Annotated in this window: 11 protein-coding genes and 1 other annotated feature; of the genes, 8 read left to right on the top strand and 3 right to left on the bottom strand. The window is 52.3% G+C overall.

The genetic code is table 11. The features are described from left to right. Nucleotides 1-61 precede the first annotated feature (61 nt). From AC0VZ8_RS32660 to AC0VZ8_RS32635, 6 genes are all read left to right on the top strand, one after another. On the top strand, nucleotides 62-1,240 hold the full coding sequence (locus AC0VZ8_RS32660; RefSeq protein WP_475485557.1) for a YhgE/Pip domain-containing protein: 1,179 nt from the start codon (nucleotides 62-64) through the stop codon (nucleotides 1,238-1,240). A 194-nt stretch (nucleotides 1,241-1,434) separates the two neighbouring features. Continuing rightward, entirely contained in the window at nucleotides 1,435-2,088 is a 654-nt protein-coding gene (locus AC0VZ8_RS32655; RefSeq protein ID WP_475485556.1) for a response regulator, read from the top strand. 47 nt (nucleotides 2,089-2,135) lie between these two features. Then, nucleotides 2,136-3,209, top strand: a complete 1,074-nt coding sequence (locus tag AC0VZ8_RS32650; protein ID WP_475487798.1) for a sensor histidine kinase — start codon at nucleotides 2,136-2,138, stop codon at nucleotides 3,207-3,209. A 210-nt stretch (nucleotides 3,210-3,419) separates the two neighbouring features. Beyond that, entirely contained in the window at nucleotides 3,420-4,355 is a 936-nt protein-coding gene (locus tag AC0VZ8_RS32645; protein WP_475485555.1) for an ABC transporter ATP-binding protein, read from the top strand. Between the two features lie 29 nt (nucleotides 4,356-4,384). Beyond that, nucleotides 4,385-5,503, top strand: a complete 1,119-nt coding sequence (locus tag AC0VZ8_RS32640) for an ABC transporter permease (protein ID WP_475485554.1) — start codon at nucleotides 4,385-4,387, stop codon at nucleotides 5,501-5,503. Further along, on the top strand, nucleotides 5,503-6,654 hold the full coding sequence (locus AC0VZ8_RS32635) for an ABC transporter permease (RefSeq protein WP_475485553.1): 1,152 nt from the start codon (nucleotides 5,503-5,505) through the stop codon (nucleotides 6,652-6,654). The genes AC0VZ8_RS32640 and AC0VZ8_RS32635 overlap by 1 nt, the downstream gene beginning before the upstream one ends. 75 nt (nucleotides 6,655-6,729) lie before the next feature. Here the strand turns inward: AC0VZ8_RS32635 and trpS are convergent, their stop codons facing one another. After that, nucleotides 6,730-7,713: a tryptophan--tRNA ligase gene (gene trpS / locus AC0VZ8_RS32630; protein ID WP_475485552.1), complete on the bottom strand. Its 984-nt coding sequence runs from the start codon at nucleotides 7,711-7,713 to the stop codon at nucleotides 6,730-6,732. Between the two features lie 50 nt (nucleotides 7,714-7,763). Beyond that, nucleotides 7,764-8,041 (bottom strand) — a binding site (T-box leader). Nucleotides 8,042-8,306: 265 nt separating this feature from the next. On the opposite strand from trpS, the gene AC0VZ8_RS32625 reads away from it, so the two are divergent. Further along, on the top strand, nucleotides 8,307-9,881 hold the full coding sequence (locus AC0VZ8_RS32625) for a sigma-70 family RNA polymerase sigma factor (RefSeq protein ID WP_475487797.1): 1,575 nt from the start codon (nucleotides 8,307-8,309) through the stop codon (nucleotides 9,879-9,881). Nucleotides 9,882-10,043: 162 nt separating this feature from the next. Here AC0VZ8_RS32625 and AC0VZ8_RS32620 read toward each other — a convergent pair whose 3' ends face one another. Together AC0VZ8_RS32620 and AC0VZ8_RS32615 are read right to left on the bottom strand one after the other, a co-directional pair. Further along, a complete protein-coding gene (locus tag AC0VZ8_RS32620) occupies nucleotides 10,044-10,808 on the bottom strand; it encodes an SDR family oxidoreductase (protein WP_475485551.1) in 765 nt (254 codons plus the stop codon). Nucleotides 10,809-11,008: 200 nt separating this feature from the next. After that, the gene (locus AC0VZ8_RS32615) at nucleotides 11,009-11,878 is read right to left on the bottom strand and encodes a MerR family transcriptional regulator (RefSeq protein ID WP_071220517.1); all 870 of its coding nucleotides are present in this window, start codon (nucleotides 11,876-11,878) and stop codon (nucleotides 11,009-11,011) included. Nucleotides 11,879-12,162: 284 nt separating this feature from the next. On the opposite strand from AC0VZ8_RS32615, the gene AC0VZ8_RS32610 reads away from it, so the two are divergent. Then, nucleotides 12,163-12,969, top strand: a complete 807-nt coding sequence (locus tag AC0VZ8_RS32610) for a phosphotransferase family protein (protein ID WP_475485550.1) — start codon at nucleotides 12,163-12,165, stop codon at nucleotides 12,967-12,969. Nucleotides 12,970-13,056 lie beyond the last annotated feature (87 nt).

Here is a 13,056-nt window from a genome sequence, read left to right as displayed (position 1 = left end):
TATAATTAACGCTGTGATCTTTAATCAACAGTATGTTCATTAATGACGAGGAGTGGTAGATATGGGTTTCTTAAAACAAAACATGCTGTGGATCGGCGCATTGGTTGTCATTCTGGCCCTGTCGGTCTTCGGCGTGGCCATGATGGGATCGATCGCGGGAGCGAAGCCGAAGTCGCTGCCCGTTGCATTGGTCGTCTTGGATCAGCCGGCGGAGTTACCGAACGGCGAACCCCTTGCTGTTGGCGATATGATGAAGGGGATGCTGCAGGGCAACTCACAGCTGCCCATTCAGTGGAAGATCGTGAATTCGGAAGCGGAGGCACGGGAAGGGCTTGACAGCCAGAAGTATTATGGAGCCCTTGTGCTGCCTGAGGACTTAAGCGCGAGCATCTTGTCGCTGCAATCGCCTGATCCCAAGCCGGCTGTGGTGCAGGTGCTGGTGAACGAGGGGATGAGCACGCAGGCATCCACAGCGGTGAAACAGATGCTCGGGCAAGCGATGAAGATGGCGGGAGGGCAGCTCTCCAACCAGGCATTGACGATGATCAGCACGCAGACGGATATGCTGCCTGTAACAACCGCACAGGCTCTCCTTACCCCGTTTGAGGTTCAGGAGGAGGTTGTACATCCTGTCGGGATTAATCACGCAAGCGGCAATGCGCCGGGCATGCTGGTACAGATTTTATGGATTGGATGTCTGATCATTAGCGTGTTCATGTTCCAGGCGCTGCAGAAAGCCGTAGCTGACGGCAGCGGCAGGGGAACCTCAATTGTGCTGCAAGGCGCTGCCGGTTTGCTGCTGGCGGGTCTGGCTTCCGGTTTCCTAGTATGGATGGCATCCTCCTGGTATGGCATGGAGTTTACCAACGGGGGCCGCGTTTGGCTGATGCTGTGGCTGGCAGGTTCCGCTTTTTTCCTCCTTCAGTCGACCCTGCTCAACTGGATGGGAATCCCGGCTATGGGCATCTTGGTGCTCCTGATGTTCTTCTCGATGCCGCTTCTTAATATGGCGCCGGAGTTTCTGCCGCAGGCAACACAGGATTGGCTGTACTCGTGGACGCCGCTCCGCTTCGCTGCTTCGGCTCTCCGGGATGTGATGTATTTTGACGGATACGCTCCATCTTCTTCGCATTCAGCGGTAATGTGGTTCATAGCCGGAGGTTTTCTTGTTCTGCTGCTGGCCTCGACATTCAAGAAAGGGAGACGTTCAGACCCAAGAAAATCGATGGCCGCTTCTTAATTGAATAGGTTGACGCCTAAGCAGTGCGGGGTTCATCCCTGCACTGCTTTTTATAGTTGGCTCAAGCCGACCGGGATCATGCCAGAGTCGCTGCATCGGGGAACGTATCTCCCCTTAATTCCGGTGAATAAAAATACTGTCGTTCTTCAAGATGACAGCCTGTATAATCCTGAATAAGGGAGTGTGAGCGTAAGTTGAAGATTAAAGTGATCATAGCGGACGATAATTCGTTTATCAGGGAAGGTATGAAAATCATTCTGACTACGTTTGATGAGTTCGACGTCGTGGCGACCGTTGAAGACGGCCAGGAAGCGGTAGCCTATTGCGAAGCGCATGAAGTGGATGTGGCGCTGATGGACGTCCGGATGCCGAATCTGAACGGCGTTGAGGCCGCGAAGCAGCTCACGGAGCGTACCAGGACCAAGACGCTGATCTTAACGACATTCGACGACGATGAATATATTACCGATGCGATCCTGAATGGCGCCAAGGGTTATCTGCTAAAGAATAACGATCCGGAACGGATTCGCGATGCAATCAAAACCGTGTACCACGGCCATCATGTGCTGCAGGACGTCGTACTGGATAGAATCAAATCCGGGCTGTCTCCCGGAAAGCCTGACAAGGAAGATAAGGCAGACAAGTTCGACCGGAGTCTATTCACCGAAAGGGAGCTGGACATTATGGCGCTCATCGCCAAAGGGCTGGCCAACAAGGAAATTTCGAAGAAGCTGTTTATTTCCGAAGGCACGATTGCCAATCACATCACTTCGGTTCTTAGCAAGACAGGTCTTGAGCATCGAACCCAGATTGCGATTTTTTATCTGACGGGGGAAGTGAATAAGTGAGCGAACGCCGAAATTATGCCGAACTGTGGGTCATCGGTTTCAAAAGCATGCTGCTCCTGTATGTGATCAGTAAGTCGTATGCCTCTGATCTTGCGATAACGTCATGGTATATACTGGTCATCCTTCTCTACCTGTCCGTGAATGTATCCGTCTATATTTTCAAGAGTCCCACTACACAGCCATACTTCATGGCACTGGCTATTCTTGTTGTCCTGGCGTCCTCATTCTACATCCATCCGCTGTTCTTCATGCTGCTTCCCGCGAATCTGTATGAGCTGTTGTCTTTATATCTTCGCAGGAGCTGGATGACCCTGATCCCCCTGCTGGTTCCAGCGCTTATAGTGCCTCACGAGCTTGGCATGACCTATGTCTTTATATCCGTTCTATCCTATATTTATCTCACGATGCTGAGGACTTTTATAAGCCGAGTCACATCCTATCAGGAGCAGAACGAGCAGATGCATCGTGAACTGGATCGGTTGACCCAGCGGCTGAGCGAAAATAATGAGTACATCCGGCAGTTTGAATATATGTTCAAGCTGGAAGAGCGAAATCGGCTGTCCCAGGAAATTCATGATAAGATCGGACATTCCATGACGGGCGCATTGATTCAGATGGAAGCGGCCAAGCGCTTGATGACAACGAATCCGGACAAGTCCGCCGAGCTGCTGCAGAATGCCATATCGATATCGAAAGAAGGTATTGAGAGCATCAGGCTGGTTCTGAAGAACGTAAAGCCTCCGACGGAGCAGCTCGGCATTAACCGAATGCGTTTATTCCTTGAGGAGTTTTCCGCCCAGCACCCGATCAAGACCGTATTAACGCATGAGGGCAATATGGATGTGATTACACCGCTTCAGTGGAAAATCATTCAGGATAACACCCAGGAAGCGTTAACCAATACGATGAAGTATGCGAATGCAACGGCAGTCTCGTTGCATATCGAAGTTCTGGGCACCATGATCAAAGCCAAGGTCAGCGACAACGGCAAGGGCATGCAGAAGGTCATCAAGGGTCTTGGGATCATAGGCATGGAGGAGCGCGCCGCGGTCGTGAATGGTACCGTGATCGTGGATGGCTCCGCCGGCTTCTCGGTGACCACTTTAATTCCTTATAGCTAAAACACCGGTAAGCGCATTTGGCGGATTAGGGATATCGGGTCAAAAATGACATTCCCCGCAAGGGTGAAGATTTGGATCGTCAACAACATGAAGATTCTCATGGGTAAGGATGAACTTGTGCACTATCGCAAGGGCATCCTTTTTTCGTACGATAAATGCAGATCAAGTCCACCGGTTGAAGCGTGGATGGAATATGGAGGCGAAAAACGTATGAACGTGCTGGAGATCAAAGGGCTCACGAAGAAGTTTGGGGATTTCATAGCGGTAGACCAGTTGTCGTTGAACATACGGGAAGGCGAGATTTTCGGCTTCCTGGGCGCGAACGGAGCAGGCAAAAGCACAACCATTAATATCATATCGTCGCTCATGCCCATGACCAAGGGAGAGGTCCATGTCCTGGGCAAGAATCTGATGAAGCATCGAAAGTTCGCGAAGCAGCAGATCGGCATGGTTCCGCAAGAGGTCGCGATATATGAGGATCTGACCGCCTATGAGAATGTTCATTTTTTTGCCGGATTGTATGGACTGAGAGGATCGGAGCTTAGGAGCAGGGCCGAAGAGGCGCTTGCCTTCGTCGGACTTAGCGACAAACACAAGATGTACCCGAAAAGCTTCTCCGGAGGCATGAAGAGAAGACTGAATATCGCTTGCGCGATTGCCCACAGACCGAAGCTGATCATCATGGATGAGCCGACCGTCGGCATCGATCCCCAATCGAGGAACTATATCCTGGACTCGGTCAGGAAGCTGAATGAGATGGGCAGCACGATCCTGTACACGAGCCATTATATGGAGGAAGTGGAGGAGCTCTGCACCCGGATTGCCATTATCGACCACGGCAAGATCATAGCGGAGGGCACGAAGGCACAGCTGAAGGCCATTATTACGGACCAGAAGGATATCGGGATCGAAGTGCAAACGGCCGCCCATCTTGAATCGAGCAAGCTGAAGGAGATTGCAGGCGTCAAATCGGTTGAAGTGAAGGAGAATACCGTGCACATCAGCTCCGACGCAGGGGTCAATAACCTGAATAAAATCATTCAGCAATTCATGGCGCAAGGCATTGAAATTCGTTCCGTTCAAGCGTCCGAACCGAATTTGGAAACGGTGTTCCTGACGTTGACCGGCCGGAGCCTTCGGGATTAGCGGACCTAGGAAGAGAGAGGTGGAAGTACATGAACGTACTGAGAATCGCGCTGAAGGAGATGAAGATCGCCCGGGAGCCGCAGATGCTGGTATTCATGCTGGCAACCCCGGTGCTGCTCATTCTGATCCTGGGGACGGCGCTTTCGAATGCTTTTAACGGCAGTACCACGATTGGAGACATTCGGGTGTTATACCATAACGACGGAGCAGAACCCGCGCTTACGGAGCAATGGCAGGAATTCATGGAGGAGGCGGAACGCTCATCGGGCATCGTCTTTGAGCAAGTCGGGGAAGGCATGGACGGAGGGCATGAAGTGAGAAACAACCGTTACACCGGTTACGTGGAAATGGACGGCCAAGGTATCCGTTATGATGGAAACAGCCGCAGCAGTATGGAGAACGGGATTGTGCAAGGGATGCTGTCCGCATTTGCCGACCGGTACCGGCTGTCAGCCGAAGCCGCGAAGATCGATCCGGCATATGAGAGCAAGCCGCTTATTGATGATGGAGGGAGCTATGTGCTGGAGTCTTCCATTCAAGGAGCGAGGCAGCCGGGTTCGCTTGATTATTTTTCGATTGCAGTCACGACGATGATCATTCTGTATAGCGCCTTGAAGGCAGGCGGGCTCATCGATAGCGAGCGAAAGCGAAACACCGCACAGCGCCTATTGGCCTCACCGGTGACGAAAGCCGAGATTTTTGCCGGAAAAATAACGGGCACGCTCGCAATCAATGCCGTATTTGTCATCGTCGTTGTGCTGATCAGCAAATATATGTTCAATGCCTATTGGGGGGAGAACCCCATCATGGTATTCCTGGTTTTGTTCACCGAGATCCTGTTTGCGCTCAGCCTCGGGCTCGGCATCAGCTACGTGCTGAAGGGAAATGCAGCCGGAGCTGTCATCATGGTCATTATTCAACTGGCTGCGTTCTTTGGCGGGGGATATATGCCGGTTGCAAGCACAACGGGATTCATGAGGGAGGCTGCAACGTATTCTCCCTTGCATTGGACCAATGAAGCTCTGCTGCAGCTCATCTATTCAGGCGATGGGACTGCAGCCGTGCATGCGATGATGCTGAATATCGGTTTTTCCATCCTGCTGCTGGCCGTAGCCATGATTTCGATGCGAAGAAGGGAGGGGCTGTAATGTTGAAGGATATGCTCTGGCTCATTCGAAAGACGATATTAACCTCGTTGAAGGATTATAAAAATCTGCTGCTCGTTATCGCGCTTCCCATTGTCGGCATTCTTCTATCCACCTTAATCTATAAGGGCTCCGGAGATACCTCTGTTACCCTTGGCATCGTGAACCACGATATCGAACAGAAGGTCACGCAAGATACGATCGATTTTGTCGCTCATTTGGAGCATACCGAGGCATCGGTCATTAGGGAATCGGAAGCGGATGACTTGGTTGTGTCGGGTGAGCTGGATGCGGTGCTGATCTTCCCCGAGGGGTTTGCGAAAGGCGTAATTCAGGGGACACCCGAGCCGGTCCGGATCGAATCGATTAAGGGCGCTCAAGTTACGGGGTATGTCAAATCGTATCTAAACGCGTACGTCCAGAATATTTCATCCATGGGGGTTATAGCGGGTGGCGATGCCGCCGCGTTTAACGAATTATACAGCGGTTATCGGAGTTCTACGTTTCAATTGTCCACGACCACGGTTGCGGACCAATCGGCCAATCATGATATGACCAACCGGACGATCGGTTACTTGGTTGTGTTCATGTTATTCTCCGCCGTGAATTTATCGGCATTGACGATCCGGGATCGCGAGAATCGTACGTACTATAGACTCTTATCGTCGCCTATTACGGCCCGCAGCTACGTCTTCTCGAATGCCATCGTGAATATCGTTCTGATGATGATCCAGATTGCGGCCACCTTGTTTGTCATGACCCGGTTCTTTCATATCGAGCCTGGCATTCCGCTCTGGCAGATGTTCCTGATTCTGTCGCTGTTCGCTCTGGTCGCGGTCAGTTTATCACAGGTCATTGTCGCGTTCTCGGACAGCACCATGATGGCGAACGGAATCCAGACGATGGTGATCATGCCGACTTCGCTGCTGGCGGGGTGCGTATTCCCGCTTACCGTGATGCCCGAAGCGATTCAGCGAATCGCCGATTTCCTGCCGCAGTATTGGCTGCTCGATACGTTCGGCAAGCTTCAGCAAGGAAGCCCGTTGACCGACATTATTTTGAATGTGGCGATTCTACTCGCTTTTGCCTTGGCCTTATCGCTGATTGCAACCTACAAGTTTGGGCGGAACCGGGATACACAGAGTTATGTATAAAAAATAAGCAGGGCGCCCCTTGACCTGATTCCTGAAGCAGGATGCAGATATTAAGGGGACGCCCTCTCGGTTCTTTCAGAACGTGACCAATCCCATCGCTTTCTTGGCGGCAAGCAGTGTTGGGCCTGCGGTTTCGGAAGCCCGCTTCGCTCCGTCCATCAAGATGCGATCAAGCTCGGAGGAATTCACGATTTGATGGAACCTCTCCTGGATCGGTTGTAGTTTCTCGATGACCACTTCGGCCAATTCCTTCTTGAACGTGCCGTATCCCTGGCCTTCATACCGTTTCTCGATGACGGAGATGGCTTCCTCGGAGAATACCGAGTAAATCTCGATCAGATTGCTGACCGCCGGCTTCTGCTCCCAGTCATGCCGGACCTCGCCGTCTGAGTCGGTAACGGCCTTCGAGAATTTCTTGCGGATATCCTCCGGCGAATCCATCATGTGGACGCAGCTGTTTTTGTTCGGATTGCTCTTGCTCATCTTCTTGGACGGATCGTCAAGGCCCATGATGCGGGAGCCAATATCCTGAATGATCGGCTCAGGCACCGTAAACGTGCGGCCATACCGGTTGTTGAAGCGTTCGGCCACATCGCGGGTCAGTTCCAGATGCTGCTTCTGGTCGTCGCCGACAGGCACATGTGTTGCCTGATAGAGCAGCACATCGGCAGCCATCAGGACGGGATACGTGAAGAGCGCCGAGCTTACCGTTTCTTGACCTTCGGATTTCTCCTTGAATTGGGTCATCCGCTTTAATTCACCAAAATGCGCCTGCGTCTCCAGCAACCACCCGAGCTCTACATGCGCGGGGACCTGGGATTGCAGAAAGATCGTCGCTTTATCGGGGTCAATGCCCGACGCAATGTACAGAGCGGCAATGTCCCGCGTGCGCTGGTGCAGCTCTATGGGATCCTGATAGACCGTTATCGCATGCAGATCCGGCACGAAGAAATAGGACTCATACTCATGCTGCAGCTTCACATATTGACGGAGAGCACCTCCATATCCGCCAATATTCAAATCCCCGCTCGGTTTGATGCCTGACAATAATCGTTGCATAAAAAACACCTCCTGATGGTTTGCGAACAACACAAAAACACCTCATCCCTCTATGGGACGAAGTGTAACTCCGCGGTACCACCCGAATTCGACTATACTGTCGCTCTTTAGCATGACGTGGAAATGGGGGAAACACCATTATTATTCCTGCCATATCTCCCAAAGTAACGGTGGAGAGCCGTCAAGGCCTACTGCTCCGGCACAGCCGAAAGGTTCGGGTTGAAGCGAGAAGATCCATTCACTCATTCCGGGGTACCGGGCCTCGCACCATTCGCCGGTTCGCTTGGACCTCAAGAGATAAGCTACTATTTCTTCTCATAGCCGTGTTGTATGTTGTTCTTAAATTCATCTGCGCAGCTCTTTTCGGATGTAAAGAGAGAACAAGATGATTTGAAGAGTATCATCACACAGGTGTTAGGTGAATGTCAAGAGGAATCGGGTGTCTGAACCGTGCCTGGGAGGCGCCGACGAAGGCAATGGGGAATTTTTGATATATCATCCATCCGGTGCAGAATTCCTGAAGAGAGGTAACCTTTTTCGTTCAGATCGGCACTTAAGGAATAGAGACACCATGAAGGGAGGTTTTAGTGAACGTGTTCCAGTGGATTGAGGAAGCCCGGCGGGGCAGTGCGGAGGCACAGGGAAGCTTGGTTCGACATTTTACCGGCATGGCGCTGGCCGTGGCTTACGATAAATTGCAGGATCCTTATTTGGCGGAAGATGCCGTGCAGGAGGCCTTTACGGAGGCCTTTGCGAATCTGCACAAGCTGCAGGATCCCCGGCGCTTTCCCGGATGGTTCAAAGTGATCGTTGAGCGGCAGTGCTACAGAGATCTGCGCCGCAAGCAATTTCAAACGTTACCGCTGCATGCGATGGAATTGCCGGCTGGCGACCAGCGGAGCTTGGAGTTTGTCGTGGAAAAGAGAGAGATGATCCGCCAGCTGCATGCCACGATCGCGGATTTGCCGCCCGGCATGCGGATTGCGGTCCAGCTCTATTATTTTCAAGGCTACAGCCTGCGGGAGATCTCGCAATATTTGGATATATCCTTGCCGGCTTTGAAGAAGAGACTCTTTGATGCCCGGCGGAAGCTGAAGAACACGCTGCACGTAGCCGACTTTGTATCGGTGTTCACTGATCTGTATGAGGGAGGAAAACGTATGCTGCATATCGTTAACGGGGATTCGGTAGGGGATAAGCTGAAGCAAGGAAACATTCAAGGAGATATTCTGGTGTGGAGGGAGCTCTATACGTTTGGCCCGGTCTTCACGAAGATGGACGAGCCGGATCATCGGAGAACAAGAGCTCGGTATTTGGAGCAAACGCTCGGGATTCCGGAGAAGGAATATATCGAGACCTGCGAGTTGCAGGAGAGGAAGCTACAGGATTTTCGAAAATATGATGAAATCGTGCTCTGGTTTGAGCATGATCTGTTTGACCAGACCATGCTGGCCTACTTGCTGCGTTGGTTTAAGGAACAGTCACTGGGAAATACGAAGCTGAGTCTGCTGTGCATTGGCGCCTACCCGGGCATCGAGCTTTTTCGCGGGCTGGGGCAGCTTAGCAGGGAGCAGCTCGAGACTTTATCGGGCACATGGCACACGATTGGAGAAGAAGAGCTTAGGCTGGGCAGCATGTTGTGGGAAGGCTATACCTCGGATCGGCCGGAGAAACACCAGCGCATGCTGGAGGTGGATTCCTCGGCACTGCCTTTTGCGAAGGATGCGTTCGAAGCCCATCTGGCGCGGCTGCCCTCTGTGAACCAAGGACTCGGGATCATCGAGCAGACCACGTTAGAGGCTGTAGCGGGCGGAGTCCGTAAGCCGTATGAGTTGTTCCGAAAGGTAGGTGATAAGCTCCATTCGCTCGGAATGGGAGATCTGGAGTTCTGGTATTACCTGGCGAAGATGACGGAGGGCCCGGATTCGTTGCTGGTTATCGATGGTACAGCACCGTTTCCCGACTTCAAACGGGCTGTACCCCATTTCCAAGATCGGCTGCTGCAAGTGACGAGCCTGGGGCGTGAGGTATTAGCCGGGAAGACCGACGATGCCTGCTCCGGAACGATCGATAAATGGGTAGGAGGCCTGCATGTGCGGGGCAAGGCTCCGTCATGGCGCTGGGATCCGGAGCGGAAGTCGGTTGTGCGGATAGCTGAATCCGATTAAACAGCAGATATAGGAAAAAGCGATCTTGAGCAGATTGGCGAATCAGATTAACAGCAGATAGAACATAAGAGCGATCCTTGCCGGCGTTAATGCCAGGCACGGATCGCTTCTTTTTAACATATCAGAAAGTATAAACTTCGGAGGATCTGCTGCCTGATATCGTTACAGATGAGAGCCGCCGGTTGCGTCAATCATTTGTCCCGTGACCCAGCGCCCGTCGTTTGAAGACAGGAAGGCTACGATATCCGCAATATCCGACGGCTGACCGACTCGGCCAAGCGCGGACATCTCTGCGGCATGCTGCTGCCCTTCCGGTGTATGCAACCATGGAGCGTTCACATCCGTATCCACGATGCCAGGGAGAACCGCATTCACCGTGATCCCGCGTGGACCAAGCAGCTTGGCAAGATGCAAGGTGAACGTATTGACGGCTCCCTTGGTGATGTTGTAGGCCATAATATGCGGGTAAGCGATCCGCGTAACGCCGGAGGAAATGTTGACGATGCGCCCGTCATCACGCAGGAGCGGCAGGGCCTGTTGCACCAGGAAGAACGGTGCTTTTACATTTACGGCAAACAGCTCATCGAAGCTTTCCTCGGTCGTCTCTTCAAAGCTCTGGGACGTTCCGATGCCTGCGTTATTCACCAGAATATCGAAACGGTTGTCCCCCGTTACGCGAAGAAGTTCCTCCTTCAGCGAATGAATCAGCCCTTTTGTGCCGTCTACCGATTCCAGTTTGGCACCTAAAGCGATAGCTCGCCCACCCTGATCTTGTATGGTCTGGACAACCTGATCCGCCGCATTCCGGCGGGTTCCGTAATGGACAATGACCAGAGCCCCTTCTTCCGCTAACCGAAGCGCGATTCCTTTGCCAATGCCTCGGCTTCCGCCTGTAACCAATGCGATTTTGTTTTCCAATCGTTTCATGAAATCCCACTCCTCTTGTTCGATTTAACGCTACTGTACACTCTCCTGTTAAGGGGAGAGTCAAGAGGGTGGTTTAGAATTATTCTAGCGTTTTTCATGAACATAAAGGACATCCGGGGTTACTGCTTCTGCAAGTACGAGTGGAGACGGGGCCGAGGTTCGTTTCCACATCCTATCACGGCAAGGAAAAGTTACTCCGCTTAAGCTTGCAAGGGGATAATTAATTCCGCAGGGCGCTTCTTGCCGTAGATATCTTTATCCGAGGTGAGATAGATCTCGCGGATCGGCTCCGATTCCGCCTGAACGAGGCCTTGGGACGAAATCCATGCCCTGAGCTCGGGTACGACGGGGCAGGTATAGGTGTACGGATCACAACGATGTACAAGAGATGCGGCAGATTTCAGCTGCGGCAGAAAGTCCACGCGAATGCGCCCATTAGCAGGTATGTCCCTGGTTATGGGGACTGCGACTTCGATGTCGGCAATGTCGGCATTCCCGCTGCCGTGGTCATGCCAAAGAATGGTTAGCTGCCTGGCTTCCTCTTCTCCATTAGAGGCAGCGTATTTCGTAATCTCATCCAGCAAGAGACATAACTGGCTGCGGGGAACTTGGTCACGAATGAAAACGGCACGCTGGGAGGGGACTTCCCGGATAATGGGGCCACTTGGATTCCCTGCTTCGGTTCGTTCCAAGCGCGTTATCCTGCTGTTGACCTCATCCAGCTGCAGCTGGAGGCTCCGCATCGCATGCTGAAGCTCCGTCATTTTATCCGCAAGTTTGTACTTTACGGCATCGGTTCCTATATCCTCTTCAAAAAAAGGCTTGAGCTGTTCCAAGGTGAACCCCTGTTCCTTGTAAGCGGCAATTCGCTTTACGGTCAGAAGCTGCTCCTCGGAATAGTAACGGTATCCGCTTTGTTCATCAATATGGGCCGGCTTTAATAGGCCCAGCTCATCATAATATCGCAATGTTTTGATGGAAATGCCGCTGACCTTGGCAAAAGCGCTGATCTTCATCATGCCGGCTGCAACCTCCTTTACGATTCGGTCTCTCGTGGATAACGATATCATATCTCGCGCTCCTGCTTACGTAAAGAACGCAACCTGCCGGATCTGAAGGAAGCACTCGGTCCCAAGACCGAGTCGGTTTTCAGCCCTTGGCGGGAATTCAGCTCGGCCGGATTATCGTACAATGTGTTCAAAGAAGATTCAGTGATCCTTGCTGATCAAGGTGAACGGGGAATGGAAGATATCCGCATTTCATAACTGCCGGATTCAGAAGCCAGGCTGGATCCAGCGGTTGATGATGCGTTCGAAATCAAAATCCAGCTGACACAGGAAGTGGAGGATGTACTTTGAAAAAGGGTACACGGATAGGAAAAGGCAGGAGCGCAGAGGTGTATGAATGGGGAGAGTCTCAGGCATTAAAGCTGTATTATGAAGGGTATCGCCCGGAATGGGTGACATATGAGGCGGAGATGGGCCGCATCGTTGCCGAAGCGGGCGTGCCTGCTCCTGCCGTCTTTGACATGGTGGATATCGAGGGACGAACAGGGCTGGTGTATGAACGGGTTACAGGACCGTCGATGCTGCATCAGGTTCAATCGTCACCGCTTCAGCTATTGAAGTGCGCCCGTGAGATGGCACGGCTCCAGCATGCGATGCATGGCTGCACAACAACCTTGCTGCCGTTGCAAAAAGAAAGGCTGGAGCATGCAATTCTTGATGCAAGCGGCATCCTGCAAGGAAAGGCGCAGGCTATATGCAAGGTACTGGACTCTTTTCCTGAGGGGGAATCCATCTGTCATGGCGACTTCCACCCGGATAATGTGATCGTGGCGGAGAGCGGATGCCGGGCGATCGATTGGAATAACGCCACGATTGGTGACCCATTATGCGACATCGCCAGAACATCGCTGATGTTTCAATCGCCTTTTCATCCGCTGGAACAGTCAGGCCTTATGATGATTCCGCTCCGGATGGCCCGTGTCCTGTGGAATAAAGTATATCTGAATGAATATTGCCGCTTATCTCTTGCGAAGCTGGAGGATATCGACCGCTGGATGCTGCCTGTAGCGGCAGCCAGGCTGAGAGAGGATGTCCCTGGAGAAAGAGAATGGCTGCTGGGTCTAATTGATGATCGGCTGCGTGCATATGCTTGATGGAGATCAGGGCTTCTAAGAACCCATCAGGCTCCCCGAAACGGGGAAAGTCGCCGGACAATCTCAAACTTCTAGTTTCAATACGGA

Source organism: Paenibacillus sp. QJM3NY_38 (assembly GCF_056173265.1).
The sequence above is the reverse complement of the archived record's forward strand: the minus strand, read 5'-3'. Positions and strand labels throughout refer to the sequence as shown.

Coding starts and splice junctions, on each gene's coding strand:
- trpS (WP_475485552.1), bottom strand. CDS start 7,713: ATGCAACGATTATTGTCAGGCATCAAACCGAGCGGGGATTTGAATATT.
- AC0VZ8_RS32615 (WP_071220517.1), bottom strand. CDS start 11,878: ATGATATCGTTATCCACGAGAGACCGAATCGTAAAGGAGGTTGCAGCC.
- AC0VZ8_RS32645 (WP_475485555.1), top strand. CDS start 3,420: ATGAACGTGCTGGAGATCAAAGGGCTCACGAAGAAGTTTGGGGATTTC.
- AC0VZ8_RS32660 (WP_475485557.1), top strand. CDS start 62: ATGGGTTTCTTAAAACAAAACATGCTGTGGATCGGCGCATTGGTTGTC.
- AC0VZ8_RS32650 (WP_475487798.1), top strand. CDS start 2,136: ATGCTGCTCCTGTATGTGATCAGTAAGTCGTATGCCTCTGATCTTGCG.
- AC0VZ8_RS32635 (WP_475485553.1), top strand. CDS start 5,503: ATGTTGAAGGATATGCTCTGGCTCATTCGAAAGACGATATTAACCTCG.
- AC0VZ8_RS32640 (WP_475485554.1), top strand. CDS start 4,385: ATGAACGTACTGAGAATCGCGCTGAAGGAGATGAAGATCGCCCGGGAG.
- AC0VZ8_RS32620 (WP_475485551.1), bottom strand. CDS start 10,808: ATGAAACGATTGGAAAACAAAATCGCATTGGTTACAGGCGGAAGCCGA.